Origin of the sequence: Microbacterium sp. USHLN186, from assembly GCF_037145155.1 — a bacterium.
In the GTDB taxonomy this organism is placed as follows: Bacteria; Actinomycetota; Actinomycetes; order Actinomycetales; family Microbacteriaceae; genus Microbacterium.
The window spans coordinates 105,519-132,409 of record NZ_JBBCYA010000002.1 but is presented as its reverse complement, the minus strand read 5'-3'; the positions used below and the strand labels follow the sequence as shown (position 1 = coordinate 132,409).

Genomic DNA, 26,891 nt, shown 5'->3' with positions numbered 1-26,891 from the left:
GCAGATCTGTGACCATGTCTGCATGATGCCCGCGCGTGGTCGCCGTCCGTTCTTCGGGGATGTCCGATTCCTCATCGGCGTCGCCCTCGTCGTCGTGTCCGTCGTCGGCGTCTGGATGCTGGTGTCCTCGTCGCGGAGCACCACCCCGGTGCTGCAGGCCACTCGCACCGTGCTGCCCGGTGAGAGCATCAGCGCCGCCGAGCTGCAGGTCGTCGAGGTCGGCCTGGGTTCCACGGCCGAGGCGTACCTGGCACCGCAGACCCTCGAGCCGGGCGCCGTCGCGACGCGCACCCTGGTCGAGGGCGAGCTGGTGCCGCTGTCCGCCGTCGGCGCGGCGGACGACATGCGCAGCACGACCGTGGTGGTCAGCAGCACGGCGGTCCCTGCCGATGTGGTGCCGGGAACGGTGGTCGAGCTGTGGCACGCGCCGCCGCGCGAGGACGGCCGCGCATTCGACGAGCCGCGCATCCTCGTGGCCGATGCGGTCGTCGCCGCCGTCGCCGAGGAGGAGGGGATGCTGACCGGGGAGCGGACGAAGGTGGAGCTGGTGGTCGATCGTGCCGATGTGGCCGACGTGCTGGCGGCGATCACCGGCGGCGATGCCATCTCGCTCGTGCCGACGGGGGCGCGCTCGTGACCGTGCTGCTGATCGCCGACACCGGGGCCGAGTGCGCCATGCTGGCCGCGGACCTCGAGCTGGAGGGCGTGCAGGCGCGCATCGTCGCGCCCGAGCAGCTGGGCGCGCTTCCGCTCGCCGATGTCGACGCACTGCTGGTCCCGGCCACCCGCGCACTCCTCACCGCTCATCTGGTCGGCGCATGTGATCGTGCCGGAGTGCGGCTGGTGCCGATGGGTGCTGCCGACTCCCGCACCGACTCACGCACGGCAGCGCGGTTCGGCCTGCCCGCGCCGCTGGCGTACGACACTCCGGCTTCGCACATCGTCGACATCCTCACCCGCGGCGCGGCCGTGCGCGCACCGGCACCCATGAGCCCCTCCCGGCTGCTCGCAGTCTGGGGGCCGCAGGGCGCACCCGGTCGCACCACGCTCGCCATCCAGCTCGCGGTGGAGCTGACCAGGGCGGGCCGGCGCACCGCCCTGGTCGACGCCGACAGCGTCGCTCCGTCGATCGCGCTGCAGCTGGGTCTGGGCGACGAGTCCCCCGGCCTGGCGGCGGCCTGCCGGCGCGCGCAGCTGGGCAGCCTCGACGTCGACGAGCTCGCCCGGCTGTCGCTGCCGGTCGAGACCTCGGGCGGCACGATCGACGTGCTGACCGGATTGAACCGTCCGAACCGGTGGCCCGAGCTGGCTCCGTCCCGCCTGCGCAGCGCGTTGAGCGTGACGCGCGACTGGCAGGACGAGGTGATCGTCGACGTGGCGGCCGCCTTCGACGAGGACGACGACCAGCTCGGTCCCGACGCGCCGGTCCGGCACGGCGCGACGGCAGCGGCGCTGCTGGAGGCGGATGCCGTGATCGCCGTTGTCGCCGCGGACCCGCTCGGGGTGAGCAGGTTCCTGCACGGATACGCCGAGCTGCGTCACCTGATCGGCCAGACGCCGGTCACCGTCGTCGCCAATCGCGTGCGCCCGGGCCCGCTGGGCGTCGACGCCAGGGGCCAGATCCGCCGCACGCTCAGCCGGTTCGCGGCCATCGACGACGTCGCGTTCGTGCCCAGCGATCCGCGCGCCGTCGACGCCGCCGCCCTGCACGCCCGCGCAGTGGCCGACGTCGCGCCGCGCTCTCAGCTGGTGAGCGCGGTGCGGCGCGTCGCCGCCGGACTTGGCGTGCGCGGCGACGTCACTGCCGATAGCTCGACAGGAAGTTCCCGAGCCGCTCGACGGCTTCGCTCAGCACGCGCGGCTCGGGCAGTGTGACCACGCGCAGGTGGTCCGGCGTGGGCCAGTTGAACCCGGTGCCCTGCACGAGCAGGATCTTCTCCGAGACGAGCAGGTCGTACACCAGCCGCTCGTCGTCGCGGATCTCGTGCACCTCGGGATCCAGTCGCGGGAACGCGTACAGCGCCCCCGCCGGGCGCACGCAGCTCACTCCGGGGATCGACTCCAGACCGCGCCAGGCGACGTCGCGCTGCTCGTGCAGACGCCCAGTCGGCGCGATGAGCGCATCGATCGACTGCACCCCGCCGAGCGCGGCCTGCACTGCATGCTGCGCGGGTACGTTCGGGCACAGCCGCGTCGAGGCGAGCAGGGTGATGCCCTCCAGGAAACCGCGCGCATGCGACTTCGGACCGGTGATGACCAGCCAGCCCGAACGGTATCCCGCCACCCGGTAGGTCTTGGACAGTCCGTTGAACGTCAGGCAGAGCAGATCGGGCGCGAGCGTCGCGGTGGGCACGTGCTGCGCGTCGTCGAAGAGGATGCGGTCGTAGATCTCGTCGGAGAGCAGGAGCAGGTCGTTCTCGCGGGCGATCTGCACCAGACCTTCGAGCACCTCACGGGAGTAGACCGCGCCGGTGGGGTTGTTCGGGTTGATGATCACGATGGCCTTGGTCTGCGGCGTGACCTTCGCACGGATGTCGTCGAGGTCGGGCTGCCAGCCGTTCTCCTCGTCGCAGAGGTAGTGCACGGGCGTGCCGCCGGCGAGCGAGGTCATCGCGGTCCACAGCGGATAGTCCGGGGCGGGGATGAGCACCTCGTCCCCGCCGTCGAGCAGCGCCTGCATCACCATGGTGATCAGCTCGGACACGCCGTTGCCGAGGTAGACGTCATCGGGATCGAAGCGCGGGAAGTCCGGGATCTCCTCGTAACGGCTCACGACCGCCCGGCGGGCGGTTATCACGCCCTTGCTCTCGCTGTAGCCGTGCGCGGTGGGCAGTGCGGCGAGCATGTCGCGCACGATCTGGTGCGGGGCCTCGAAGCCGAAGGTCGCCGGGTTGCCGGTGTTCAGCCGGAGGATCTGATGCCCCTCCGCCTCCAGGCGCGCCGCCTCGATCAGTGCCTTGCCGCGGATCTCGTAGAGAACGTTCTTCAGCTTCGACGACTGGTCCAGTGCGCGGGTCATTCCGCCAGGATACCGGGGCGCAGTCGCAGCGATGCCGCATGCGAGAGACGCTCGCGCCGGCTGCTGTCGACGTGGGCGTGCGCGAGCGTCGCCGCCCTCTCGCCGTCGCGCTCGCGGATGGCGTCGAACAGCTCCACGTGCTCGTCGGCGATGTGAACGAGGTCGTCGTGCTGCACCAGCGACCAACGCAGCCGACTGCGGATGCTCTCCATGATCTCGCCCAGCAGCCGGTTGTCGGCGAGCTCTACGACGATCTCATGGAAGTCCGCCGCCGCGCGCCGAGAGACCACGCGGTCGTCGTGCGCCGCGCTCTGCTGCTCCTCCTGCAGCGCGAGCTGCAGCCGCTCCAGACCGTCGCGACGGTGCCGCTCGGCGGCGAGGCGAAAGGCCATGGGCTCGAGCACCTGCCGCACCTCGTCCAGGTCGGCGAGGTCGGCGGTGGTGAACTCGCGCACGATCGCCCAGGTGCGCGGTCGCAGCTCGACCAGCCCCTCCCCCTCCAGCACCTTCAGCGCGTCGCGGACGGGAACCCGGCTCACGCCGAACTCACTCGCCAGGTCGCGCTCGATCAGCTTGCTGCCGGGCTCGCGGACGCCGTCGAGGATCGCGTCGCGCAACCACGAGGCGACCCTGCTGGACTCCAGCCCCCGGTCGTCTGCTCTGCTCACACCGTCATCCTCGCACCTCCCCGCCGCTTCGGCGATCAGGCCGTCGCGGCGGGCTTCTTCTCGACCCAGCGGATGCCCTCCTTCAGCGTCGGCAGTATCTCCGTGCCGATGCGGCGGGCGAGCAGGTCGTCCAGACGATCCAGCGGACCGATCAGCGTGCGACCGCCGGCGCGCGCGACGCGGATGGCGGCGTCGATCTTGGGCTGCATCGATCCCTCGGCGAACTTCATCGCGGCGACCGCATCCGCCGAGGCGGTGTGGATGTCGCGCTGCTCGGGCGTGCCCCAATTCTCGCTGACGTAGTCGCCGTCGGTGAGCAGGATGAGGGTGTCGGCGCCGATGTCGGCGGCGAGAGCGGCGGACGCGAGGTCCTTGTCGACGACCGCCTGCACACCCACGTGACGACCCTTGGCGTCCACGCGCACCGGGACGCCGCCGCCTCCCACGCACACCGCGAGAGTGCCGGCCTCCAGCAGCCGGCGGATCAGCGGCGCCTGCACGATCGACAACGGGTCGGGCGAGGGCACGACGCGGCGGAAGGCCTTGCCGTCCTTGGCGATGGTCCAGCGGTACTCCGCGGCAGCCTCGGCCGCGTCGTGCGCGGAGTACTGCGGACCGATGAGCTTGGTGGGGCGCTCGAAGGCGGGGTCCGATTCGTCGACGATCGTGGTGGTGATGACTCCCGCGACCTCGCGCGATCCGTTCAGCGCGTTGGAGAGCTCCTGCTGCACCACGTACCCGATCATGCCCTGGGTCTCGGCCCCGAGGATGTCGAGCGGATAGGCGGCCACGTCCTGGTAGGCGAGGTTCTGCAGAGCGAGCAGTCCGACCTGCGGGCCGTTGCCATGCGTGATGACCATCTCGTTCTCGCTCGCCAGTGACGCGAGCGCCTCACAGGTGGAGCGGACGTTGGCCCGCAGGTACTCCGCGGTCATCGGCTCGCCACGACGAGCGAGGGCATTGCCGCCCAGTGCCACCACGATGCGCATGTTTTCTCCCTTGTCGACTCGAACCCGTACTCCGAACTCGAGGATGGTATTCCATTTGAACAAATGGTATACCTATACCGAAGACATTCACAGCGTCCCCGCCGCCTCACCCGGCAACGGCGGACGCCTCGGAGAGAAGACGATGACCCCCGTCGCCACCCCTGTCGCGCTTCGCGCGCACACCTGGGATGCTGCGCTTGAGGAGACGCTCTCAGGCGGCAGCGATGCCCCGGTGCTCGGCATTGCCTCGGCGCCCCGCATCGCCGCGGTGCACTCGGTGCACACCTGGGTCGTCAACATCCGCTGCGGGGATGACCTCATCGCGCTGGCCCACCAGCGCCTCGACGACGCTCCGTGGACCGTCCGCATCGCGCACGATGACTGGCCCGCTCTCACCGCGTCGCGCGTCGACGACGCCGTCGCGCTCAGCCCGGGCGGCATCACGCTGTCGCGCGCCTCCGGAGCGGTGCGCATCGGACTCGCTCCTGACGCCGCGCGCCGGCTGATGCCTGCGGAAGGGGCGCCGGCCCCGAGTGCGCTGCGCCGCACTCTCGAGATCCTCAGCGCGATCCCCTCCCCCGCAGCCGCGACCCCGTTCGGAGCTCTCGCCGCGGATGCCCTCGCCGCCGGCATTCGCCGCCTGCGCGTCAGTGCACGGCAGCTGCTCGACGCCCCCTCCCCGGAAGCGGCGGATGCCGTCGCCCGCTCGGCCGACCGGCTGATCGGGCTCGGCGAGGGGCTGACCCCCTCCGGCGACGACGTGCTGACCGGACTGGCGTTCGTGGCGGCGCACCCGGGCCTCGCCCTGCGCCCGCTGCTCGACCCGCTGAGCACGGTCGCCGCTGCAGCTGAGGCACGCACCACCCTGCTCAGCGCCGTCACCCTGCGGGCGGCGCTCGACGGGCGCGCCCGCCTGCGGATGCACGACCTTCTCCTCGCCCTCATCGACGCCGACGAACCTCGCCTGCGCGATGCCATCATCCGCACCGCCGCCATCGGCCACACCTCCGGGTACGACATCCTGACCGGCATCCGTCTCGGTCTGGAGCTGGCGCGCGATGCGCCCACCGGTCCCGCCCCCACCCTCCGCACGAACAGCAGAACAGAGGAGCACCCATGAGCGACACCACGGCAACCGAAGCCAGCGCTTCCGCCGAGTTCGAGCACGAGCCGGTGCCCTTGAGCCACCGCAAGTCGCTCTTCACCGTGTCCGCGGTGTGGTTCGGCTTCCCGATGATCCTCACCAACGCCGTCCCCGGCGGCCTGGTCGTCGCCATGCTCGGATTCTGGCGCGGCGTCGGAGCCATCCTCGTGGCCAACGCGATCATGTTCGTCTACGTGAGCCTGCTCAGCTGGCGCGCGGGGCGCACCGGTAAGAGCTTCTCGCTGCAGGCCATCGAGACCTTCGGCACAGCGGGATACGCGATCGCCTCCGGCTTCCTCTCCACCGTCGTCGTCGGATGGTTCGCGTTCAACACCGGCGCCACGGGAGCCAGTCTCAGTGAGGCATTCGGGTGGAACGAGACCCTCGTCGCCGCCCTCGCCGGCATCGTGTTCATCGCGGTCACCTACCTCGGCATCCGCGCTCTGTCGGTACTCGGCGCGATCGCGGCGCCGCTGTTCATCGTCGCCGTGCTGATCGCAGTCGGCATCGCCTCTCAGAACCACGACTTCGCCGCCGTCTTCGACTACGCCGGCGTGGGCGGGGAGGCGATGTCGTTCGGAGTGGCCGTGACGGCCATCATGGCGACCTTCGCCGACTCCGGCACCATGACCGCGGACTTCACGCGCTGGGCCCGGACCGGCAGGCAGGCGGTGCTGGCCACGGTCACCGCGTTCCCCATCGCCAGCCTCGTCGCTCAGCTCAGCGGCGCGCTGTTCGTCGCCGCGGGAGCGATCGCACTGCCCGCGGACAACGGCGGCAACTTCGCCCCGATCCTCACCGGCACGGGCAACCCGCTGCTGAACGTCTTCCTGCTCGTGTTCGTCGTGATCAACCTCGGATCGGTGTGCACCCACTGCCTCTACAACGGCGCTCTCGGGTGGTCGCATCTGACCCGCTCCCGGATGCGGCTGCTGACGCTCATCCTCGGCGTGATCGGCGTGGCCGTCGCCGTGCTCGGTGCGTGGCACTACTTCGTGAACTGGCTCGCGCTGCTGGGGGTGCTCGTGCCTCCGCTTGGTGCCGTGCTGATCGCGGATCAGATCATCCTCGCGCGTCGCAGCGCCGGCCGCCCCGCCGAGCGGTTCCGCTTGAACGCCCTCCTCGCGTGGGCCGTCGGCGCGGTCGCCGCCCTGCTGTCGCATTTCTTCGCCCCGGCGCTCTCGGACGCCGTGGTCGGCCTGATCGTGGGATGCCTCGCGTATCTCGCCCTGGAACAGCTCTCATCAACGAAGGAGACAACCCGATGACCAGCACGCAGACCGTGGAGCAGCGCTACCTCGACAGCGCCGCCGCCGGAGACCTGGACGGCGTGACCGCCGCCCTCGCCGACGGCGCCGACAAGAACGCCGTCGACCACGAGGAGGCGAGCGCCATCCTGCGCGCGGCTCGCGGCGGCCATCTCGATGTGGTGCGCGCGCTCATCGCGGAAGGCGTCGACATCGACGCCCAGGACCAGACGTGCTCGAACCCGTTCCTGTTCGGCTGCATCAACGACGACCTCGAGCTGGTGAAGACGATGGCCGAGGCCGGGGCGGATCTCAAGCGCCTCACCCGCATGGGGGGCAACGGCCTCACCCCCGCCGCAGAGAAGGGTCACCTCGAGGTCGTGCGCTACCTGCTCGAGAACACCCGCATCAACGTGAACCTCACCAACAACCTCGGCTGGACCGCGCTGATCGAGACGATCATCCTCGGCGACGGCGGCCCGGTCCGTCAGCAGATCGTCGAGCTGCTGCTCGCGCACGGAGCGAAGCCTGGCATGCCCGACCCGTGGGGCGTGCCCCCGGTCGAGCTCGCCCGTCAGCGCGGCTTCGACGAGATCGTGGCGATCCTCGAGAGCCACCAGGCCTGAAACTCCCCCGGAAAGGACGATGACGATGACCAGACACATCGAGATCAGGAAGAACACCTACCTGGATTCCGTCTCGCTCATGTCGATGAGCACCAAGGCCAACGCGGTGGAGGGCGTCACGCAGGCGCTGCTCGGCATGGCCACCCCGATGAACAAGGAGGTGCTGGCCAACGTGGGCGTCGACGACCCGGCCGTCGACGAGGCCCGCCCGAGCGATCTGATGATCGTGATCGACGCGAGCGACGAGACCATCGAAGCCGCCATCTCGGCAGTCGACGACATCATCGCCCGCAAGGGCAGCGGCGCGCACTCCGCGCACGAGGTGCGCTACCGCACCCTCGACGGCGCGTTCGCCGAGGAGCCGGATGCCAATCTCGTGCTCATCTCGGTCAACGGCGCCTTCGCCGCGCGCGAGGCGCGCAAGGCACTCAACGCCGGCAAGAGCGTCATGATCTTCTCGGACAACGTCTCGGTCGAGGACGAGCTCTCGCTCAAGCGCCTCGCGCACGAGAAGGGACTCATCGTGATGGGCCCGGACTGCGGCACCGCCATCATCAACGGCACCGGCCTCGCCTTCGCCAACGCGGTGCGCCGCGGCAGCATCGGCATCGTCGGCGCCTCAGGCACCGGCAGTCAGGAGGTGTCCGTGCGCATCCATGACTTCGGCGGTGGGGTGTCGCAGCTGATCGGCACCGGAGGACGAGACCTGTCGACCGAGATCGGCGGCATCTCGATGATCGACGGCATCCGCGCCCTCGACGCCGACCCCGAGACCTCGGTCATCGTCGTCGTCTCCAAGCCGCCGGCCGAGGAAGTCGCCGAGAAGGTGCTCGCGGTCGCCGGCGAGGCCACCAAGCCCGTGTTCGTGACCTTCCTCGGCTCGGATCGCGCCGAGTCCGGGTACGACAACGTGACGATGGTGACCGCCGGAACCAAGCCGCTGGCCATCGCCGCCGTCGTCGCCTCCGGCATCGACGAGTCGACGCTCGACAAGCACCCGCTGAACACCCCCCTGATCGAGGAGGTGCGCGCCCAGCTCGCCCCCGAGCAGAAGTACGTGCGCGGGCTGTTCTGCGGCGGCACCCTGTGCGACGAGTCGATGTTCGCGGCCCTCGCGAAGTACGACAACGTGTACTCGAACATCCAGAAGGACCCGACGCACCGCATCGGCGCCACGGACCCCTCGCGCGAGCACACCTTCCTCGACATGGGCGACGACGACTTCACCAACGGCCGTCCGCACCCCATGATCGACCCCTCGCTGCGTCTGCAGCGCATCGTCGAAGAGGCGAAGGACCCCTCGGTCGGTGTCATCGCCATGGACTTCGTGCTGGGCTTCGGCGCGCACGAGGACCCGGTCGGGGTCACCATCCCGGCGATCACCGAGGCGAAGGCCCTCGCCACCGAGCGCGGCCAGCACCTCGAGATCCTCGGGTATGTGCTGGGCACCGATCTGGACACCCCGAACCTCGCCGAGCAGATCGCCAAGCTCGAGGCCGCGGGCGTGACCATCGCCTCCTCCTCCACCAACCTCGGGCTGCTCGCCCGTGAATTCGTCGCGAAGGGTGACAACTGATGAGCGTCAACGACCTGTTCTCCTCCACTCTGAAGCCGGTCAACCTCGGCCTGGACATGTTCGCCGACGACCTGAAGGCGCAGGGCGTCGCGCCGGTCCTGATGGACTGGACCCCGCCCGGCGGCGGCGATCCGGCGATCGTCGACGCGCTCAGTCGTCTGGAGGACCCCGCCCTCGCCGAACGCATCGACGCGGCCAACCAGGTCGCGCTCGAGCGCATCCTCTCGGCACAGCCGTTCCTCGAGGGCTTCGGGCAGGCGATCGACACGGTGCCCGGGATGACCGCGAAGACGATCCTGCACGCCGGACCGCCCATCGAGTTCACCCGGATGTCCGGGCCGATGAAGGGCGCCGTCACCGGGGCACTCGTGTTCGAGGGTCTGGCGACGGACATCGACGAGGCGTTCGAGCTGGCCGCGTCCGGCGAGATCACCTTCTCGCCGTGTCACGAGCACCAGTCGGTCGGCTCGATGGCAGGCGTCACGAGCGCGAGCATGTGGGTGCACAAGGTCACCAACCGCACGCACGGCAACACGGCGTACACCAACCTCTCCGAGCAGCTGTCGAAGATCCTGCGCTTCGGCGCGAACGACCAGTCGGTCATCGACCGGCTGAACTGGATGCGCGACGTGTTCGGTCCCGTCCTCGCCGGTGCGATGGCGTTGAACGAGGACGGCATCGACCTGCGTCTGATGCTCTCGCAGGCGCTGCACATGGGCGACGAGGCGCACAACCGCAACGTCGCCGGGACCACGCTGCTGATCCAGGCGCTCGCGCCGTACATCCTCGAGACCGACTTCACGACCAGACAGAAGCGCGAGGTCTTCGATTTCGTCGCGTCCTCGGACTACTTCTCCGGCCCGACGTGGATGGTCGCCGCGAAGGCGTCGATGGATGCCGCGAACGGCGTGGCCGACTCGAGCATCGTGACCACCATGGCGCGCAACGGCGTCGAGTTCGGCATCCGAGTCGCGGGCACCGGCGGGCAGTGGTTCACCGGACCGGCACAGGAGGTCATCGGCCCGATGTTCGCCGGCTACACGCGTGAGGACTCCGGGCTGGACATGGGCGACTCGGCCATCACCGAGACCTTCGGCATCGGCGGCTTCGCGATGGCCGCAGCCCCGGCGATCGTGGCGCTCGTCGGCGGCACCGTCGACGAGGCGATGGGCTATTCGCGCACGATGAACGCGATCACCACGGGCAACAACCCGAACATCACCATCCCCGCGCTGGACTTCATGGGAGTTCCCTCCGGCATCGACGTCCGCAAGGTCATGGAGACCGGCATCCTGCCGATCATCAACACGGCCATCGCGCACAAGGAGCCCGGCATCGGCATGATCGGCGCGGGCATCACGCATCCGCCGGTAGAGGCCTTCCAGAAGGCGCTGCGCGCCCTCGTCGACACGGTCAAGCCATGACGTCGCTGGCGCCCGCCACCACGGGCACGGAGCTGAAGTGGTGGAAGCGGGGGGACATCGCGGCGTTCTTCGCGCTGTTCACCAACAACCTCACCAACATCATCACCTTCACGGCACTGCTGACCATGGCGGGCCTGCCGGTGGGGATGGTGGTGGGGCGCATCGCCCCCGCCTTCGGGATGGCGATCCTCATCACGTCGTCCATGTACGTATGGTTCGCCCGGCGGCTGGCGGCGAAGGAGGGCCGGGGTGACGTGGTCGCCCTGCCCTCCGGGCCCAGCGCACCGTCGATCTTCACCGTGACCTTCCTCGTCATCCTGCCGGTGTACTCCAGCACGCAGGACGCCGAGCTCGCGGTCGGCATCGGCTTGGTGTGGGGCTTCCTCGAGGGATTGATCCTGTTCGTCGGATCGTTCTTCGGCGATCTGCTGCGCCGTGCCGTGCCCCGCTCGGTCCTGCTGGCGTGTCTGGCGGGCCTGGGACTGCTTCTGCTGGCGATGAACCCGATGCTGCAGGCGTTCCAGTTCCCGGTGGTCGCCTTCCTCGTGCTGGTCATCGTCTTCATCAACTGGTTCGGACGCTCACCTTTCCTCGGCAAGGTGCCCACCGGACTGCTGCTGCTGATCGTGGGCACCGCCGCGGCCTGGGTGTTCGGGCTGCAGACGCCGGAGGCAGTGCAGGCCGCCCTCGTGCACGCGGGATGGCACCCACCGCAGGTGGCGATCGGCAGCTTCTTCGACGGGATCGCGCACTCCGCGCCGTTCCTCGCCTCGGCGGTGCCGCTGGCGTTGGCGAACTACGTGTTCGACCTCGAGAACATCGAAGCCGCCGAAGCGGCGGGCGACCACTACCGCGCACGTCCGGTGATGCTCGTCAACGGCGGGGCCACCATGATCGGCGCGCTCATGGGCAACCCGTACCCGGTGACCGTGTACATCGGCCACACCGCGTACAAGGAGATGGGCGCGGGCATCGGCTACACCATGCTCAACGGCATCACCATGTTCGCCGTGGGGCTGTTCGGCATGAGCGCGCTGCTGCTGTCGATCGTGCCCATGGCCGCCATCGCCCCGATCCTCATCTACATCGGCATCGTCACCGCTGCGCAGTCGGTGCGCGAGACGCCGAAGGTGGAGCTGCCGGTGATATTCGTCGCGCTGTTCCCGTGGATCGCGAACTGGGCGAACAGCCTGGTGGGCAACACCCTGAAGTCGGTCGGCACCAACGCCGCCGAGGTGGGCGCCGACGCGCTGAACGCCGCCGGCACCTACTTCTCCGGCATCACCACGCTCGGCAACGGCGCTCCGCTGTCGTCGCTGCTGTGGGGGATGATCGCGATCTTCGCGATCCGTAATCGGCCGCTCTCGGGCGCCCTCATCAGCGCGCTCGCCGGCATCCTCGCCCTGCTGGGTATCATCCACGCCGGTGTGCCGGGCCTGCCCGCGACGTGGGATCTCAGCGACACCCACGTCATGTTCCTCGTGGCGTACCTCATGGTGGCCGCGCTGTTCCTCGCGAAGTGGGTGCAGGACCGCACCACGTCCACGACGGTGATGTTCACCGCCGCGGACGAGGTCACCCTGAGCAGCGCCGTCTCGCCCAGCCTCATCCAGTCCTCGAAGGGCTGACCAGAAGGCGGGTCCGGGCGCACCGAGCCCGGACCCGCCGGATACCCGCAGAATCGGTGCACACGAGAACGGATGGCCATGTCCTCCCCCACCATCGACCCGACCCTCGTCGATCCCGGCGCCGAACGCGTGGCGGTCTACGCCGCTCGCGGCTACGCCGACGACGTCCTGCCGATCCGCCCGAAGGATCGCACCTGGAAGACCCCGCAGTTCATCACCGTCTGGATGGGTCCCATCCACAACATCCTGTCGTACTTCACGGTGATGACCTTCTTCGCGCTGGGCCTGAACGCCTGGCAGGTGGTCGCGGCGATCATGACCGCGGCGGTGATCGTCTCGATCGGCTACATCCTCAACGGCCAGGCCGCCGCGAAGTACGGCGTCCCCTTCGCGATGCAGCTGCGCGAGGCCTTCGGCCACAAGGGCGCGCTGATCCCGACCTGGGTGCGTGGCATCATCGCCGGGTTCATGTTCTTCGGCATCACGAGCGTCTCCTCCGCGCAGGCCTTCGACGTGGTCTTCGAGACCATCTGGCCGGGCTTCTCGCAGATCGGCGGCGGGGCCGACATCCTCGGCCTGCCGATTCCGACGGCCATCTCCTACGCGATCACGTGGGTGATCACGGTGGCGCTCTTCCTCGGCGGCCAGGCGTTCCTCGGCCGGTTCAGCAACTGGGCGAACCCCGTGGTGTACATCCTCGTGGTCGTCGCGGTCGTGCTGGCCGTCATCAACGCCGGCGGGCTGGGTGCGGTCTTCTCGACGCGCGTCGTCGACTCGCCGGTGACACCGCTGATCTTCGTCACCTGCGTCTCGATCCTCGTGTCGAACTGGGCGGGCCCCATCGTCAACACCGGTGACTACACCCGCAACGCCACCTCGATGCGCGCCCCGACCGTCGGCTTCCCGATCGGCGTGATCGGCTCCTATCTGCTGTTCGCCCTGGTGACCGTGTCGTTCGTCGCGGCGCTGCAGGTGGTGACTGGCGGCGACTTCGACATCAACCGGCCCGGGGTGTTCATCCAGGCCATCAACGACGGCGTCGGCAACCCGTTCGTCGTGGTGCTGCTGATCCTCGCCATGAACGTCGGCGCGATCGCCTTCGTCGTGTTCGGCAACATGCTGCCTGCCGGGCTGCAGCTGACCGCACAGCTGCCGAAGCTGTTCACCCTGCGCCGCGGTGCCATCCTCGCCGCCGTCATCGGCACGCTCATCGTGCCCTGGAAGTTCGTCGAGAACACCGACGCGCTGTTCCTGTTCTACTCGCTGATCGGCTCGATGTTCGGTCCGATCGTCGGGATCATGCTCGCCTCATACTTCCTCGAGCGCCGCCGCACCCTCGACATCGACGGCATCTACGCCGACTACCGCGGCGGCGAGAAGGGATCGCTTCCGGCCTACAACTGGCGGGCGCTGGGCGTGCTGTTCGCGAGCTTCGCGATCACGATGATCGGCCGCGTGCCGGGGGCCGCCGCGGTGGACTTCCTCGTGCAGGTGAACAACCTCGCGTTCTTCTCGGGTCTGATCATCGGCTTCGTCGGCTACGCCGGGCTGACCGTGCTGACCCGCCGCGACGACCGCCGACCGGCGTCCGCCGCCTGACCCGCATCACCACAGACAAGGAGACAGATCATGACTGAATCGACACCCTCCCCCGAGACCCTCGACGCCTACTTCCGGCCCGCCGTGGACGCCACGCTGGCGGGCATGCGCGCGGGTACCGGCGGTCCGTTCGGCGCCACGCTGGTGAATCCGGAGGGCGAGATCGTCGTCGCCGTCGGCAACACCGTCATCCGGGACACCGACATCTCCGGTCACGCCGAGATGGTCGCGGTGCGCGAGGCGTGCCGCAAGCTGAACACGCTCGACCTGTCCGGGCATGTGATGTACGCCACCTGCGAGCCGTGCCCGATGTGCGTGGGCGTCATGATGTGGGCGGGCATCACCACGTGCTACTACGCGTCCACCCACGTCGATGCGGGCGAGAACGGATTCAGCGACGTGCACCTGCGCCGCTATCTGGACGGCAGCGACACCTCCACGCTGGACATGATCCACCTCGACAGCGGCCGAGAGGACTGCGCGTCCATCTGGACGGAGTTCCAGTCCCTCACCAGCTGAGCCCGGATGCACGAAGGGCCGGTTCCCGCGGGAACCGGCCCTTCGTCATACGCGGGCTACTTCTTCTTCTTGCTCTGCGCGCGTCGCTGCTCGCGGTTGCCGGAGGGCTGCTCGTCGGCATCCACCTGCTGCCCGAACGCGCCTCGCGCGGACGCGGACGCACGGGCGGTCGCCGCCTGCTGCACCCGACCTCGCCCGTCGCGCACCTCGACGCCGCCGGCGTCATCGGGAGCGGAGTACTCCAGCTTCTGCTCGGGCTGCGAGTCGACCAGCCCCTTGGCCTCGACCTCGGTCTGGTCGTCGCCGGCGCGACGCACCTCGACCTCGAGGTTGTACAGGTAGCCGACCGACTCCTCCTTGATCTGCCCCATCATGGCCTGGAACATCGCGTAGCCCTCACGCTGATACTCGATCAGCGGGTCGCGCTGCGCCATGGCGCGCAGGCCGATGCCGTCCTTGAGGTAGTCCATCTCGTAGAGGTGGTCGCGCCAGCGGCGATCCAACACCTGCAGCACCACGCGGCGCTCGAGCTCGCGCGTCGCCGCCTCGCCGAGCGCCTCCTCACGCTTCTCGTAGGCGATCTTCGCATCCGAGAGCAGTTCGCGCTTGAGCCCCTCCGCCGTGATGGCGCCCTTGCGGTCGCCCGCCTCGGCGACGACCTCGTCGATGGTGACATCCATCGGGTACAGCGTCTTCAGCTCCGCCCACAGGGCATCGAAGTCCCAGCTCTCAGTGTGACCGGAACCGGTGTGGTCGTCGACGATGCCGCCGATCGCGTCCTCGATGAAGTGCTGCACGCGGTCGGCGATGTCGTCGCCGTGCAGGATCTGACGGCGGTCAGCGTAGATCGCCTCGCGCTGGCGGTTGAGCACGTCGTCGTACTTCAGCACGTTCTTGCGCATCTCGGCGTTGCGCGCCTCGACCTGCGACTGCGCGCTGCGGATGGCGCGGCTCACCAGCCCCGACTCGATCGGCACGTCGTCGGGGAAGTTCGTGCGCGCCAGGATGGCCTCTGCGGCACCGGACTGGAACAGGCGCATGAGGTCGTCGGTGAGGCTGAGGTAGAAGCGGCTCTCACCCGGGTCGCCCTGACGGCCGGAGCGTCCGCGCAGCTGGTTGTCGATGCGGCGCGACTCGTGGCGCTCGGTGCCGAGCACGTACAGGCCACCCGCCTCGGTCACCTTGACGCCGTCCTCGGCGACCTGCTTCTTCATCGCCTCGTAGGTGTCGTCCCACGCGGCCTCGTACTCCTCCGGCGTCTCCTCGGGGTCGAGTCCCTTGGCCCTGAGCTCCTGCACGGCGAGGAACTCGGCGTTTCCGCCGAGCATGATGTCAGTGCCTCGTCCGGCCATGTTCGTCGCGACGGTGACCGCGCCGAGCTTTCCGGCGAGCGCGACGATCTCCGCCTCGCGCGCGTGGTTCTTCGCGTTGAGCACCTCGTGCTTCACGCCCTTCTTCGCCAGCAGCCGCGAGAGGTACTCGCTCTTCTCGACGCTCACCGTTCCCACCAGCACGGGCTGACCGGAACGGTGGCGCTCGGCGATGTCCTCGACGACCTGCGCGAACTTCGCCTGCTCGTTCTTGTAGACCAGGTCGGGCTGGTCCTTGCGGATCATCGGGCGGTTGGTCGGGATGGGCACCACGCCGAGCTTGTACGTCGACATGAACTCGGCAGCCTCGGTCTCGGCGGTTCCGGTCATGCCGGCCAGCTTCTCGTAGAGGCGGAAGTAGTTCTGCAGCGTGACCGTGGCCAGGGTCTGGTTCTCGGCCTTGACCGGCACGCCCTCCTTGGCCTCGATCGCCTGGTGGATGCCCTCGTTGTAGCGCCGCCCGACGAGGATGCGGCCCGTGTGCTCGTCGACGATCATGACCTCGTCGTTCATCACGACGTAGTCGGTGTCGCGCTTGAACAGCGCGATCGCCTTTATGGAGTTGTTCAGGAACGAGATGAGCGGGGTGTTCGCCGACTCGTAGAGGTTGTCGATGCCGAGGTAGTCCTCGACCTTCTCGATGCCGGGCTCGAGCACGCCGATCGTGCGCTTCTTCTCGTCGACCTCGTAGTCCACGCCCGGCTCGAGCGTGCGCGCGATCTTCGCGAACTCGGTGAACCACCGGTTCGCCTCGCCGGAGGAGGGACCGGAGATGATGAGTGGCGTGCGCGCCTCGTCGATGAGGATGGAGTCGACCTCGTCGACGATTGCGAAGAAGTGCTCGCGCTGGACGAGGTCCTCCTGACGCCAGGCCATGTTGTCGCGCAGGTAGTCGAAGCCGAACTCGTTGTTCGTGCCGTACGTGATGTCAGCGGCGTACTGCTGGCGGCGCACCTCGGGCGTCTGACCGGACACGATCGTGCCGGTGGTCATCCCCAGCGCGCGATGCACACGTCCCATCAGTTCGGACTGGTAGGAGGCGAGGAAGTCGTTCACCGTGATGATGTGCACGCCCTCGCCGGCGATGGCGTTGAGGTACGACGGGAAGGCCGCGACGAGCGTCTTGCCCTCACCGGTCTTCATCTCGGCGATGTTGCCGAAGTGCAGGGCGGCGCCGCCCATGATCTGCACGTCGTAGGCGCGCATGCCGAGGGTGCGCCGTGCCGCCTCGCGCACGGCCGCGAAGGCCTCCGGCATGAGCTGGTCGAGGGTCTCGCCCTTCTCGAAGCGCGCCCGCAGCTCCGCGGTCTCGCCGCGCAGCTCCTCGTCGGTGAGCTTCTCGAAGTCGTCCTCGAGCGCGTTCACCGCCTTCGCGACCTGCTTGAGCCGACGCAGGATGCGTCCCTCGCCCGCGCGCAGCAGCTTCTCGAGAGGATTCGCCACGGATGTCTCCCTTGGGGTATACGCCCCGGCGCAGGGGTCAGCGCCGGACATGCTTTGCCATGTTACCGGCGCGTGACGTGCATCCGCTGTGCGTCCGCACCCGCACCTAGCGCATGATCCGACCCGTGGGAGCCGTCTTGCGCAGTCCATGATTTGCGGATATGCATATGCCGGGAAACGCGATATCCGAGACCGGACGGGATGACATGCCTTCGATGTACCGTGCCCTCGCGGCATCCATCCTCACGGGACTCGCCTGCGCGGCACTGCTGATCGGAGCGGGCGTGCAGGCGGTCGCGGTCCTGTACACCATGTGCATCGCGGTGGTGTGGTTCACCGGCATCCGTGCGGCCGTGCTGTGGGCGCGCTCGCACCGCTCGATCCCGCGGTCCTCTCCCTCACTGCACACGGGGCGGATCGCCCTGCTGTACTGCACGGCCGACGACCTCGACGAACGCGCGCTGGCCGCGAGCAGCGCGCAGGACGTCCCCGTCGACGTGTTCGTGCTCGACGACTCGAACGCAGACCGGCATCCGGATGTCGACGATGCGGCTGCCCGGGTGGGGGCGGTCGTGATCAGACGCCACGATCGCACGGATGCCAAGGCCGGCAACCTCAATCACGCGCTCGCACAGCTGCCGCGTGACGTCGACGCGGTCGTCGTGCTCGACAGCGACACCGCGATCCCGGAGGACTTCGCCCGACGCGCCTGGGCGGCACTGGTCGCCGATCCGCGAGTCGCGTGCGTGCAGGCGGTGCCCGTCGCCGGCGGTTCGAGTGCGTTCGCCCGCTTCTTCGGCCCGCTGGTGCGCAGCCACGCCCGGATCAACCACGCCACCCGTGCCCGCGTGGGGTTCCCCGCTTTCGTCGGGCGCGGAGCCATGCTGCGCACCGATGCGCTGCGCGACGTCGGGGGTCTTCCGTCGGCGGTGTCCGAGGACCTCGCGCTGAGCGTCCGGCTGCGTGAACGGAACTGGCGGATCGTGCACCGACCCGACATCGAGTTCCGCGAGGACTTCCCCATCGACTACTCCGCCTTCCGCGTGCAGCAGGCGAAAGCCGCGGAGGGCGCGGCGGAGTTCCTGCGCGACAGCGGCGAGCGCGCACGCGCGCTGCACGTTCGCGAGCGCTTCGACCTCCGCATCGAGACGGGCCTGCTCTCGCTGGGGGCGGCGGCCGGGCTCGGGGCGCTGGCCGCCGGCACCGTGCTCGCGGCGTGGGGGACGCCCACGCCGGCGGGGCTCACGCTGATCACCGGAGTGCTGGCGCTGATGCCGCTGCTGCCCGAGGCGCTGCGTCGTGCGGCGGACGGCGCCCTCGGGTCCGCCCTCGCCTTCCTCCTGCTCGGGCCGCTGCTGTACTCGTCGGTCGCCCTGCTCATCGTGCGCCACGCTCTCGCGGTGACGGGGGGCCGCTCGGCGCGGTTCACGGTGACGCCGAAGCGCGCCGGATCCTCCCGCGTGCGCGATGCCGTCGAGCAGATGCGCCTGGAATGGGCGTGGGCGCTCATCGCGCTGATCGCGGCCACCGCCCTCGGCGCCGCGCCCCTCGCCATCCCGTTCGTCCTGCCGGCCCTGATCGGCACAGGCATGATCGTCTGGGGTGCGCGAGACCTGCCGGTTGCAGCGCCGCCGCTCCAGCGCCGTGACCGGCGCGAGCCGTCCGAGCAGCTCGTCTGAGACAGTAGGGTCTGGGACCGCCCTACTGAGCACGAAGAGAGAAGACAGCGCATGTCCGTTCGCCAGAGTCTGCTGGCCATCCTCGAGCAGGGTCCGTGCTACGGATATCAGCTGCGCGCCGAGTTCGACCGACGCACGGGCTCGGTCTGGCCGTTGAACGTCGGCCAGATCTACAACACGCTCGAGCGCCTGGAGCGTGACGGCCTCGTCTCGAAGGGCGAGGTCGACGAACAGGGTCACGTGTATTACGGGATCACGGATGCCGGGAGTGCCGAGGTGGCCCACTGGCTGCGCGCTCCGGTCAAGCGGGGCCAGGGCACGCGTGACGAGCTGGCCATCAAGCTCGCCGTCGCGGCGACCCTGCCGGCCGTCGACGTGGGAGCGGTCATCCGTGCGCAGCGGCGCGCGTCGGTGGCACAGCTGCAGGAGCTCGATGCCGCCGAGTACGCGGGCGCCAATCCGGGTGGTCCCGAGGAGCTCGCCTGGTCGCTCGTCATGGATTCCATGATCTTCGCGGCCGAAGCGGAGGTGCGCTGGCTCGATCACATCGAGAAGCGGCTCAGTCTGCATCCGCAGCACGCGCTGCAGCTCGAGCTCTCGACCGACCGGCCCAAGCGGGGTCGTCCGGCCCGGGTCGGCTGAGCGCCTGGGCCCGAGCACTCGGCTGTGCTGTTCGCCGCGGGCGCACCGCATCAGCCGCGCACGCATCGGCCGTCGATCGTAGGATCGAGGCATGGCCGGATTCTGGGGCAGACGCAGACGTGAAGATGAGGCGCTCGCAGCGCAGGACGCGGATCTCGCGCGCCGCGCCGAGCAGGCGCTGGTCGCGACCGACGAGCGCATCCGCACCACGGCCGACGAGCTGGCCTTCGCGCAGGCGGAGCTGGGCGACGCCCTGACGGCGGATCTGGCGGACGCGCTGCGGTCGGTGCGCATCCACCTCGGTGAGGCGTTCCAGCTGCATCAGCTGAATCACGACGAGATCCCCGACACCGTCGAAGAGCTGCGCACGCGCAACGCCCGCATCGTGCAGCTGTGCGAGTGGGCGGAGGGCCTTCTCGACGAGAAGACCGGTGACCTGGCGGAGACGGTCGCCAAGGTGCGCCGGGCTCCCGAGATCATCGCCCAGGTGCGCCGGGATGCCGACATGCTCGCGACGCGCATCGCTCCGGCTCGCTCGATGATCGAGCGCCTCGCCGCCCGCTACTCGGAGACGGCGATGCGTCGCATCTCCTCATCGGCCGACGAGGCCGAGCAGCTGCTGGCGTTCGCCACGCACGGGGCCGACGTGTCGGAGCGCCGCCGCGCCGCACGACAGAACGAAGAGGCGAACCTCGCGCTGGAGACGGCGACCGAGGCCGTGCGGCGAGCGAGCGCCATGCTCGACGCCGTCGAGGACTTCGAGCTGCAGGCGCTGCGGGCCGAGTCCACGCTGGCCGCTGTCGTCGACGATTCCCGCGGCGACATCGTCGCCGCCCGCAGTGCTCCGCAGACGCCGGAGGTTGCGAAGGCCACCGCCGCTCTGGAGGCCGCGCTGCTCGCCCTCGCCCCGTCCGGGACGCGCAACGACCCGTTCGCGGAACTCACCCAGCTGCGCAGCGCCAACACCGCTCTCGACGAGGCGATCGCGAAGGCGCAGTACCGCATGCAGCATCCGCTTCCCTCGCTGGATCAGGTGCAGCACGCCCTCGACGACGCCGACCGTCAGCTCGGCGTGGCACGCGGACTCATCGCCGGGCACCGCGGGTGGATCGGCGCGGATGCTCGCACCCGACTGGCCGAAGCGGAGCGGCTGCGCATAGACGTCCCGGCCCTGCTGCCGGCCGAGGACACCCGCGAGCGAGCCCTGTCCGGCGCACGACGCGTCGCGCAGCTGGCATCCGAGTCCCTGCAGCTCGCCCAGCGCGACATCGACTCCGCCCGCCCGCAGAACCAGGGCTGGGGCGGCGACGGCTGGGGCGGCGGTGGCCGCCGCGGCGGCATGGGCGGGGGCGATGTCATGGGCGGTGTCCTGGGCGGCCTGGTGATCGGCAGCATCCTCGACGGCATCTTCGACTGATATCCGCTTCCCCCGGGATGACGAGAGGCCCCCTTCTACGAAGGGAGCCTCTCATCATCTGATGAGCCGGCGGGTCAGGAAGCCAGCTCCTCCTGCGCCGGAGGCGCTGCCGTGGTGAGCGAGATCACGCCGTAGTCCCAGCCCTTGCGTCGGTAGACGACGCTGGGGTGGTCGGTGCGCGCGTCGACGAACAGGAAGAAGTCGTGGCCGACCAGCTCCATGCGATCGACGGCCTCCTCGACCGTCATCCACTCCGCGTCGAAGTTCTTGGTGCGGATGACGACCGGGGAGTACTCCTCCTCCTCGTCCTGCTGGACCGGGATGGCCCCGGTCGCGACCGCACGCAGCACGTCTGCGGATGCCGGCTCGACGTCGATCCCGGCCAGCGCTCCGCTGCCCTTCTCGAAGTGGGGGCCGCGCGACTGGTTGCGTCCGTCGATGCGCTTCTCCTTGGCGCGGCGCAGCTGCTCGGAGAGCTTGTCGAGCGCCATGTCGAACGCCGCGAACTTGTCGGGGTCGGTGGCCTCCGCGCGGATCACCGGTCCCTTGCCGAGGAGGGTGAGCTCGACGGTCTCATCGGGGAGTCGTCCGTTGCGGTAGGCGCGATGCGTGACCTTGATCTCGAGTCGAAGAGCCCGCGGCGCGAGCGTCTGGATACGGGCCGTCTTCTCCTCGACAACCGTGCGGAACCGATCGGAGATGCTCACTCCGACGCCGACGATGCTCGTTTCCATCACTGTCTCCTTGTCCCGGTCCGCCCGGCCAAGGGCGGACCGTGGTCGCCTTGTGACCCCCTACGCTAGTCGCCGCGCTGCGACATGTCACTATCCGCGCGCCGTGAATTCCGTCGTGTCGTGCGGCGGCCGCAGCCGTGGCGTGGCGGCCAGCGCCACGGCGCCGACGGGCAGGAATCCCGCGGCGAGCAGCGCCCGCGCGGCCTCGTCGAGCGTGGCGCCGGTGGTGACGACGTCGTCGACGATGAGCACGCGTCGGCCGTGCCCGCTGCCGATCGCACGCATGCTGCCGGCGACGTTGTGCGCGCGGGCGCGACGACCGAGCCTGCGCTGATCGCCGGTGCGGCGGGCGCTCACGAGCAGCCGCCGCGGCACGCCACCGGCTCGGCGCACGAGCAGCTCGGGAACCCGGTAGCCGCGCCGGCGGAAGGCGGCGCGGCTGGTCGGCACCGGGGCGAGCAGCGCATCGGCGGGCTGCACGGCGAGGACAGCCCGTAGAGCGTCGCCCAGGGGGCGCGCGAGCAGGGTCGCGCCGTCCTCCTTCAGCCGCCGGATCACGCGGGCGGGCACGTCCTCGTAGCGCAGCGCGGCGTGCACCATCATCCCCTCCGGAGTGCGCACGTCGTGCCGTTCACCGCGAAGGCGCATCCGGCACGCCTCGCACAGCAGCGTTCCGGCGCGATCGCACCCTGCACAGCTCGCGGCGAGCAGCAGCGCGAGCGCGTCCTGCCCGATCCGGTGCCACACTCCCATCCTCCGATGCTGCGCGATCCCGTGCGGCGCCGTCCGCGATCAGCCGACGAATGGGGATGCCTGCGCGTGCGCGCGGGCTGTGCAGGAGAACCGGAGCGCCGGCGTGCGGTCAGTAGCCGGCGCGGGTGCCGAGCACGAGCACGTCCGAGATCGACTCCTGCCAGAACGAGCCGCGCTGCGCGTACACGGCGCCGTCCGAGGCGAGCACACGCAGCCCCGTCACCGTCTTCGCGCCGGCCACCGAGATCGCGCCGTCCGGCGCCGCCGACTCCGCGGCCGGACCGCCGATCACATGCATCGTGAGAACGGCATCCGGAGCGGCGCTGAGCACGGCGACGCTGTCGGCGCCCACCCACGACAGCCCCTGGGCAGGACCGATCAGCCGCCCCACCTCGTGCGGCGGGCCGAGCTCGAGAGGCGTCTGGTCGGCGTCCCGCAGGATCGATGCGACCTCCACGCGGCGCTCCCCGTTGGAGGTGACCACGGCCGCGACCCGCGCGCCGTCGGACGACACGCGCATCTGGCTGATCGACTCCGCACCCGGCCAGGCGTTCGCGACCGTGCGCGGCGCGGCGTCGGCGCGTGAGACCCGCACCTCGCCGGGGCTTCGCGCGGGGACGGTCCAGATGAGCTTGAACGGATCGAGCGTCGGGGCGATGAGTCCGCCGCGCTCGTCCACGCCCACCGAGTCGCCGTCGCTGACGGCGAACACCCGCCCGTCCCGCAGCTGCACCGACGCCAGCAGGGCGTCCGTGGAGACGTCGATCGCGGTGATGGGCTCGCCGATCTTCGCGATCTGCGCGGTGAGGCCGGTGACCGGCGCGATCTCGCCGCCGGCGGCGGCGGTGCCGAAGGTCTCGCCGGTGAGCACGAGCACGCCCGGATCGATGATCGGCTCGTCGAGGGAGACGACCCCCGCCTCCAGCGGCACCCCGTCCACGACCAGTCGCACGTCGGTCACGCCGGATCCCACCAGGCTCTGCTCGAGCTGCGTGCGCATGCGCGCGAGATCCGTCGTCGAGGCCGACAGGGCCGCACGTGTCAGCGACACCGACGCCACCTGCGCCGCGTCCACGGTGACCGCGTCGCCGACCATGTCGATGTCAGAGGAGAAGGCGGTGCGCACGGCCGGGGCGAGCCAGTCACTCGGCTCGCCGGAGATCAGGGTGCGCACGATCGAGGTCGCCATCGCGGGGCGGCGGGGGAACCAGCGCACGTCGGGCACGAGGTGCGTCCAGGACTGGTCGAAGTACTGCAGAGCGAACTTCTCGTAGACCTGGCCGAACGTGTCGAGATCGAGCGTCACGCCGTCCCGCGCCTCCGCGATGCGCCACTCCCCACCCGCCGCGCGCACGAGACGGAAGGGCGCCTTGGCGGTGCCCTTCTCTGCGCTGTACACGCCGTCCGCGCTGACGCTCGCGACCTGGTCGAGGGTCACACGCACCTCGGCGGTCGTGGCGTCCTCCTCGTCGGCGTGGACGGAGGCATCGAACTGCCGCTTGAACGCGGAGGAGTCGATGGCGACCCCCGCCTCCGGCTGCCAGGTGTGACTGAACTCCTCGGTGAGGAACTGCCGGGCGATCTCCCACGAGTTGGCGGGAGTCATCGAGGCATCCAGGAAGCCGGCGACGATCTGCTCCGGGTCCGCTCCGGGCTCGGGGCCCTGTGCGATCGGCGTGAAGGGCACGTTCTCCTCATCCTCGCCGATCGTGAGTCCCGCGTTGGGCGGCCCCGAGGTGGGCAGCCCCGTGCACCCCGCGAGCAGCAGCATCGCGGTGATCGCGGCGAGGACGGCGAGCAGACGGATGCCGGTCCGGCGGCGGATGCGCGTGTCCGGGTGCGCCACGACGTGGATGCTCACATGTCCTCCCCGGGCTGGGCGCCGGCCGCGGCGTCGGCCTCAGAACCGGACGGGTCGCCGGTCTCGCGCGCCGGGCGCAGGGCGATCGGCTCGGTGACGTCGATGAGGTCCACGACGGCCTCCTCGGGTTCCAGCGGCACCGGCCCGCGTGTCACCTCGACATCCGTGCCGCGGGGGATCGTGAGCACGAAGTTCGTGCCGACGCCGAGCTCGGACCACACCTCGAGCGTTCCCCGATGCAGGTGCGCGTCGCCGAGCGCGATCGACAGGCCGAGGCCGGTGCCGCCGATCGTGCGCTTGCGTGAGGGGTCGGCGCGCCAGAACCTGTCGAAGACGTGCTCGACATCGCCCGGGCGCATCCCCAGCCCGAAGTCGCGCACGCCGACGGCCACGGCGTGCTGATCGCTGTCCACCGTGATCACCACCGGCTGACCCTCGCCGTGCTCGATCGCGTTGCCGATGAGGTTGCGCAGCACCCGCCGCACGCGACGCGGATCCATGTCGACCGGGGAGTATCCCCCGGGCGCGACCAGGCGCAGCTCGGTGTCGTGCGCGGCTGCCAGCGGACGCAGCTGCTCGATCATCTCCTCGGCCAGCTGCGCCAGGCTCGTCGCCTCGACCTCCAGCTGCACCGATCCGGCGTCGTAGCGGCTGATCTCGAGCAGGTCGGCCAGCAGCGTCTCGAAGCGGCGCACCTGCGTGTACAGCAGCTCGGCAGTGCGCGCCGTGACGGGGTCGAACGCCTCACGCTGGTCGTTGATCATCTCGGCCGCGAGACGGATGGTGGTCAGCGGCGTGCGCAGCTCGTGCGAGACATCCGAGACGAAGCGCTGCTGCACGAGCGAGAGCTCGGCCAGCTCTGCGATCTGACTCTGGATGCTGTCAGCCATCACGTTGAACGAGTGTGCGAGGCTGGCCAGCTCGTCCTCGCCGTGCACGGGCAGGCGCACCTCGAGGTCGCCGGCGGCCAGGCGCCCACTGGTGTCGGCGACCTCGATGATCGGTGCGGACACCGACCGCAGCACGAGCCACGAGATGGCGGCGATGAGGGCGACCAGGGTGATGCCGGCGAACCACAGCGTGCGCTGGACGAACAGCAGCGTCTCGTCGGCATCCGACAGGTCGTACGCGATGTACACGTCGTACGTGCCGACACCCCGGAAGTCCAGCAGCTGCCCGACCACCAGCCCCGCGGTGGTCGAGCCGTCCTGCTGCGGCAGGGCGACCGACTGCCACGCCTGACGTCCGGGCACCGTGATCACTCGCGTGCGGATCTCGTTGCTGAGCTTGAGCTGGGTGGACGAGTACTCCAGGCTGCGGAAGCCCGTGGGCGCATAGCCGTCGCCCTGCGTCTCGGCGCGGAAGCCCACGATGCGATCGGAGGAGGCGGTGCGGGCGAGCACCCGCTGCGCCTCGCCCCACGCGGCGGCGATCTTAACTCGGTCGTCTCCGGCCTGCGCCGCGTCGAGCTGCTTCTGCGCCGCCGACACCGCCGCGCGAGCATTGTGCAGCGCCTCGTCCTTGCGTGACTCGAAGAGGTCGTTGCGGATGACCAGCGCCATCACCACGCAGATGATGAAGATCGCCAGCGACGTCAGCACCAGCGTGATCGCCGTCGCGCGGAAGCGCATCGAGCGGCGCCAGGTGGCGGCGACGACCTCGGGCCAGCCGCGAGGGCCGCTCAGCAGCGTGGCGGTGGCGCGCGTGGGGTGGGTCGCCGTCACGGTCCGACCTAGCCGACGCTCCCGGCGCGGTACCCGACGCCGCGCACGGTCGTCACGATGCGCGGGTTGTCGGGATCGAGCTCGACCTTCGCCCGCAGCCGCTGCACGTGCACATTGACCAGGCGCGTGTCGGCCTTGTAGTGATAGCCCCAGACCTGCTCGAGCAGCATCTCGCGTGTGAAGACCTGCTGTGGCTTGGAGGCGAGGGCCACCAGCAGCTGGAACTCCAGGGGCGTCAAGGCGATCGGCGCAGTGCCCCGACGCACCTCGTGCGCGTCGACGTCGATAGTCAGATCGCCCACTCGCAGGATCTCGCTGGTCGTCTGCGGAGTCGGGCGCAGCCGGGTGCGGATGCGAGCGACGAGCTCCTTCGGATTGAACGGCTTGACGATGTAGTCGTCCGCGCCGACCTCCAGGCCGCGCACCACATCCGCCGTGTCGCTGCGCGCGGTGAGCATGATCACCGGCACCCCGGATTCCGCGCGGATGCGCGTGCAGATCTCGATGCCGTCCATGCCGGGCAGCATGAGATCCAGCAGCACGAGGTCGGGGCGGCTCGATCGCCACTCGTCGACGGCCTGTGCGCCGTCCGCGCAGAACAGGACCTCGAAGCCCTCGGTGCGCAGCACGATCCCGATCATCTCGGCCAGAGCCGTGTCGTCGTCGACCACGAGGATTCGAGAGGTCATCTTCCGCCCAGCCTCAGCTTTCTCTCCTGTTGGGCGCCGGTCTCTCCCCCGTCGGCGCGCCATCGGTCAGCCTACTTGACAATCCTCGGGTGCCGTGGAGGCGCCCCGCCCGCACTGCCGGCGCGCATCGCGTACGGGCG

Annotated in this window: 22 protein-coding genes; 13 read left to right on the top strand and 9 right to left on the bottom strand. The window is 69.8% G+C overall.

What is annotated here, in order from left to right:
- Nucleotides 1-22: 22 nt before the first annotated feature.
- Nucleotides 23-637 carry a hypothetical protein gene (locus WFG93_RS04615; RefSeq protein ID WP_336645158.1) on the top strand — a complete coding sequence of 205 codons (615 nt, stop codon included), beginning with the start codon at nt 23-25 and terminating at the stop codon, nt 635-637.
- Nucleotides 634-1,875, top strand: a complete 1,242-nt coding sequence (locus WFG93_RS04610) for an AAA family ATPase (RefSeq protein WP_336645157.1) — start codon at nt 634-636, stop codon at nt 1,873-1,875. Before WFG93_RS04615 ends, WFG93_RS04610 begins: the two co-directional genes overlap by 4 nt.
- On the opposite strand, the gene WFG93_RS04605 is transcribed toward WFG93_RS04610, so the two are convergent.
- The 3 genes from WFG93_RS04605 to WFG93_RS04595 are packed head-to-tail and all read right to left on the bottom strand — an operon-like array spanning nt 1,799 to nt 4,676.
- Entirely contained in the window at nt 1,799-3,019 is a 1,221-nt protein-coding gene (locus tag WFG93_RS04605; RefSeq protein WP_336645156.1) for a pyridoxal phosphate-dependent aminotransferase, read from the bottom strand. The two genes, WFG93_RS04610 and WFG93_RS04605, sit on opposite strands and share 77 nt — an antisense overlap.
- On the bottom strand, nt 3,016-3,687 hold the full coding sequence (locus WFG93_RS04600) for a GntR family transcriptional regulator (RefSeq protein ID WP_336645155.1): 672 nt from the start codon (nt 3,685-3,687) through the stop codon (nt 3,016-3,018). Before WFG93_RS04600 ends, WFG93_RS04605 begins: the two co-directional genes overlap by 4 nt.
- Nucleotides 3,688-3,722: 35 nt before the next feature.
- Nucleotides 3,723-4,676, bottom strand: a complete 954-nt coding sequence (locus WFG93_RS04595; protein ID WP_336645154.1) for a carbamate kinase — start codon at nt 4,674-4,676, stop codon at nt 3,723-3,725.
- Nucleotides 4,677-4,818: 142 nt separating this feature from the next.
- Here WFG93_RS04595 and WFG93_RS04590 point away from each other — a divergent pair, with 142 nt between their 5' ends.
- The 8 genes from WFG93_RS04590 (at nt 4,819) to WFG93_RS04555 (ending at nt 14,439) form a co-directional block, all read left to right on the top strand.
- Nucleotides 4,819-5,796: a DUF2877 domain-containing protein gene (locus tag WFG93_RS04590; RefSeq protein WP_336645153.1), complete on the top strand. Its 978-nt coding sequence runs from the start codon at nt 4,819-4,821 to the stop codon at nt 5,794-5,796.
- Nucleotides 5,793-7,088, top strand: a complete 1,296-nt coding sequence (locus WFG93_RS04585; RefSeq protein ID WP_336645152.1) for a purine-cytosine permease family protein — start codon at nt 5,793-5,795, stop codon at nt 7,086-7,088. The genes WFG93_RS04590 and WFG93_RS04585 overlap by 4 nt, the downstream gene beginning before the upstream one ends.
- Entirely contained in the window at nt 7,085-7,693 is a 609-nt protein-coding gene (locus WFG93_RS04580) for an ankyrin repeat domain-containing protein (RefSeq protein ID WP_336645151.1), read from the top strand. Before WFG93_RS04585 ends, WFG93_RS04580 begins: the two co-directional genes overlap by 4 nt.
- A gap of 25 nt (nt 7,694-7,718) precedes the next feature.
- Nucleotides 7,719-9,269, top strand: a complete 1,551-nt coding sequence (gene fdrA, locus WFG93_RS04575) for an acyl-CoA synthetase FdrA (RefSeq protein WP_336645150.1) — start codon at nt 7,719-7,721, stop codon at nt 9,267-9,269.
- Nucleotides 9,269-10,693, top strand: a complete 1,425-nt coding sequence (locus WFG93_RS04570; protein WP_336645149.1) for a DUF1116 domain-containing protein — start codon at nt 9,269-9,271, stop codon at nt 10,691-10,693. Before fdrA ends, WFG93_RS04570 begins: the two co-directional genes overlap by 1 nt.
- Complete coding sequence (locus WFG93_RS04565) at nt 10,690-12,321, top strand: hypothetical protein (protein ID WP_336645148.1); 1,632 nt, start codon at nt 10,690-10,692, stop codon at nt 12,319-12,321. The genes WFG93_RS04570 and WFG93_RS04565 overlap by 4 nt, the downstream gene beginning before the upstream one ends.
- A 78-nt stretch (nt 12,322-12,399) precedes the next feature.
- Nucleotides 12,400-13,920, top strand: coding sequence for a cytosine permease (locus WFG93_RS04560; RefSeq protein WP_336645147.1), 1,521 nt, complete (start codon nt 12,400-12,402; stop codon nt 13,918-13,920).
- A gap of 30 nt (nt 13,921-13,950) precedes the next feature.
- On the top strand, nt 13,951-14,439 hold the full coding sequence (locus WFG93_RS04555) for a nucleoside deaminase (RefSeq protein ID WP_336645146.1): 489 nt from the start codon (nt 13,951-13,953) through the stop codon (nt 14,437-14,439).
- A gap of 56 nt (nt 14,440-14,495) precedes the next feature.
- Here the strand turns inward: WFG93_RS04555 and secA are convergent, their stop codons facing one another.
- Nucleotides 14,496-17,252, bottom strand: coding sequence for a preprotein translocase subunit SecA (gene secA / locus WFG93_RS04550; protein ID WP_336645145.1), 2,757 nt, complete (start codon nt 17,250-17,252; stop codon nt 14,496-14,498).
- Nucleotides 17,253-17,458: 206 nt separating this feature from the next.
- Here secA and WFG93_RS04545 point away from each other — a divergent pair, with 206 nt between their 5' ends.
- The 3 genes from WFG93_RS04545 to WFG93_RS04535 all read left to right on the top strand — a co-directional run bounded on the left by WFG93_RS04545 (nt 17,459) and on the right by WFG93_RS04535 (nt 20,990).
- Complete coding sequence (locus WFG93_RS04545; protein WP_336645144.1) at nt 17,459-18,931, top strand: glycosyltransferase family 2 protein; 1,473 nt, start codon at nt 17,459-17,461, stop codon at nt 18,929-18,931.
- Nucleotides 18,932-18,982: 51 nt separating this feature from the next.
- Nucleotides 18,983-19,573, top strand: coding sequence for a PadR family transcriptional regulator (locus tag WFG93_RS04540; protein ID WP_336645143.1), 591 nt, complete (start codon nt 18,983-18,985; stop codon nt 19,571-19,573).
- Nucleotides 19,574-19,664: 91 nt separating this feature from the next.
- Entirely contained in the window at nt 19,665-20,990 is a 1,326-nt protein-coding gene (locus WFG93_RS04535) for a hypothetical protein (protein WP_336645142.1), read from the top strand.
- A 74-nt stretch (nt 20,991-21,064) separates the two neighbouring features.
- Here WFG93_RS04535 and hpf read toward each other — a convergent pair whose 3' ends face one another.
- The 5 genes from hpf to mtrA all read right to left on the bottom strand — a co-directional run bounded on the left by hpf (nt 21,065) and on the right by mtrA (nt 26,751).
- Nucleotides 21,065-21,724, bottom strand: a complete 660-nt coding sequence (gene hpf / locus WFG93_RS04530) for a ribosome hibernation-promoting factor, HPF/YfiA family (protein ID WP_336645141.1) — start codon at nt 21,722-21,724, stop codon at nt 21,065-21,067.
- A gap of 90 nt (nt 21,725-21,814) precedes the next feature.
- Nucleotides 21,815-22,477, bottom strand: coding sequence for a ComF family protein (locus WFG93_RS04525; protein WP_336645140.1), 663 nt, complete (start codon nt 22,475-22,477; stop codon nt 21,815-21,817).
- Between the two features lie 109 nt (nt 22,478-22,586).
- Nucleotides 22,587-24,338 carry an LpqB family beta-propeller domain-containing protein gene (locus WFG93_RS04520; RefSeq protein ID WP_336645139.1) on the bottom strand — a complete coding sequence of 584 codons (1,752 nt, stop codon included), beginning with the start codon at nt 24,336-24,338 and terminating at the stop codon, nt 22,587-22,589.
- A complete protein-coding gene (gene mtrB, locus WFG93_RS04515) occupies nt 24,335-26,062 on the bottom strand; it encodes an MtrAB system histidine kinase MtrB (RefSeq protein ID WP_336645138.1) in 1,728 nt (575 codons plus the stop codon). The genes WFG93_RS04520 and mtrB overlap by 4 nt, the downstream gene beginning before the upstream one ends.
- 8 nt (nt 26,063-26,070) lie before the next feature.
- Nucleotides 26,071-26,751, bottom strand: a complete 681-nt coding sequence (mtrA, locus tag WFG93_RS04510; protein WP_336645137.1) for an MtrAB system response regulator MtrA — start codon at nt 26,749-26,751, stop codon at nt 26,071-26,073.
- Between the last annotated feature and the right edge of the window lie 140 nt (nt 26,752-26,891).

Excerpts from the sequence above, each read along its gene's own strand:
- fdrA (WP_336645150.1), top strand. The coding sequence starts at position 7,719 with ATGACCAGACACATCGAGATCAGGAAGAACACCTACCTGGATTCCGTC.
- WFG93_RS04525 (WP_336645140.1), bottom strand. The coding sequence starts at position 22,477 with ATGGGAGTGTGGCACCGGATCGGGCAGGACGCGCTCGCGCTGCTGCTC.
- WFG93_RS04605 (WP_336645156.1), bottom strand. The coding sequence starts at position 3,019 with ATGACCCGCGCACTGGACCAGTCGTCGAAGCTGAAGAACGTTCTCTAC.
- WFG93_RS04590 (WP_336645153.1), top strand. The coding sequence starts at position 4,819 with ATGACCCCCGTCGCCACCCCTGTCGCGCTTCGCGCGCACACCTGGGAT.
- WFG93_RS04555 (WP_336645146.1), top strand. The coding sequence starts at position 13,951 with ATGACTGAATCGACACCCTCCCCCGAGACCCTCGACGCCTACTTCCGG.
- WFG93_RS04560 (WP_336645147.1), top strand. The coding sequence starts at position 12,400 with ATGTCCTCCCCCACCATCGACCCGACCCTCGTCGATCCCGGCGCCGAA.
- WFG93_RS04570 (WP_336645149.1), top strand. The coding sequence starts at position 9,269 with ATGAGCGTCAACGACCTGTTCTCCTCCACTCTGAAGCCGGTCAACCTC.
- WFG93_RS04595 (WP_336645154.1), bottom strand. The coding sequence starts at position 4,676 with ATGCGCATCGTGGTGGCACTGGGCGGCAATGCCCTCGCTCGTCGTGGC.
- WFG93_RS04540 (WP_336645143.1), top strand. The coding sequence starts at position 18,983 with ATGTCCGTTCGCCAGAGTCTGCTGGCCATCCTCGAGCAGGGTCCGTGC.
- WFG93_RS04545 (WP_336645144.1), top strand. The coding sequence starts at position 17,459 with ATGCCTTCGATGTACCGTGCCCTCGCGGCATCCATCCTCACGGGACTC.
- WFG93_RS04585 (WP_336645152.1), top strand. The coding sequence starts at position 5,793 with ATGAGCGACACCACGGCAACCGAAGCCAGCGCTTCCGCCGAGTTCGAG.
- WFG93_RS04535 (WP_336645142.1), top strand. The coding sequence starts at position 19,665 with ATGGCCGGATTCTGGGGCAGACGCAGACGTGAAGATGAGGCGCTCGCA.
- WFG93_RS04565 (WP_336645148.1), top strand. The coding sequence starts at position 10,690 with ATGACGTCGCTGGCGCCCGCCACCACGGGCACGGAGCTGAAGTGGTGG.
- WFG93_RS04580 (WP_336645151.1), top strand. The coding sequence starts at position 7,085 with ATGACCAGCACGCAGACCGTGGAGCAGCGCTACCTCGACAGCGCCGCC.
- mtrA (WP_336645137.1), bottom strand. The coding sequence starts at position 26,751 with ATGACCTCTCGAATCCTCGTGGTCGACGACGACACGGCTCTGGCCGAG.
- hpf (WP_336645141.1), bottom strand. The coding sequence starts at position 21,724 with ATGGAAACGAGCATCGTCGGCGTCGGAGTGAGCATCTCCGATCGGTTC.
- WFG93_RS04615 (WP_336645158.1), top strand. The coding sequence starts at position 23 with ATGATGCCCGCGCGTGGTCGCCGTCCGTTCTTCGGGGATGTCCGATTC.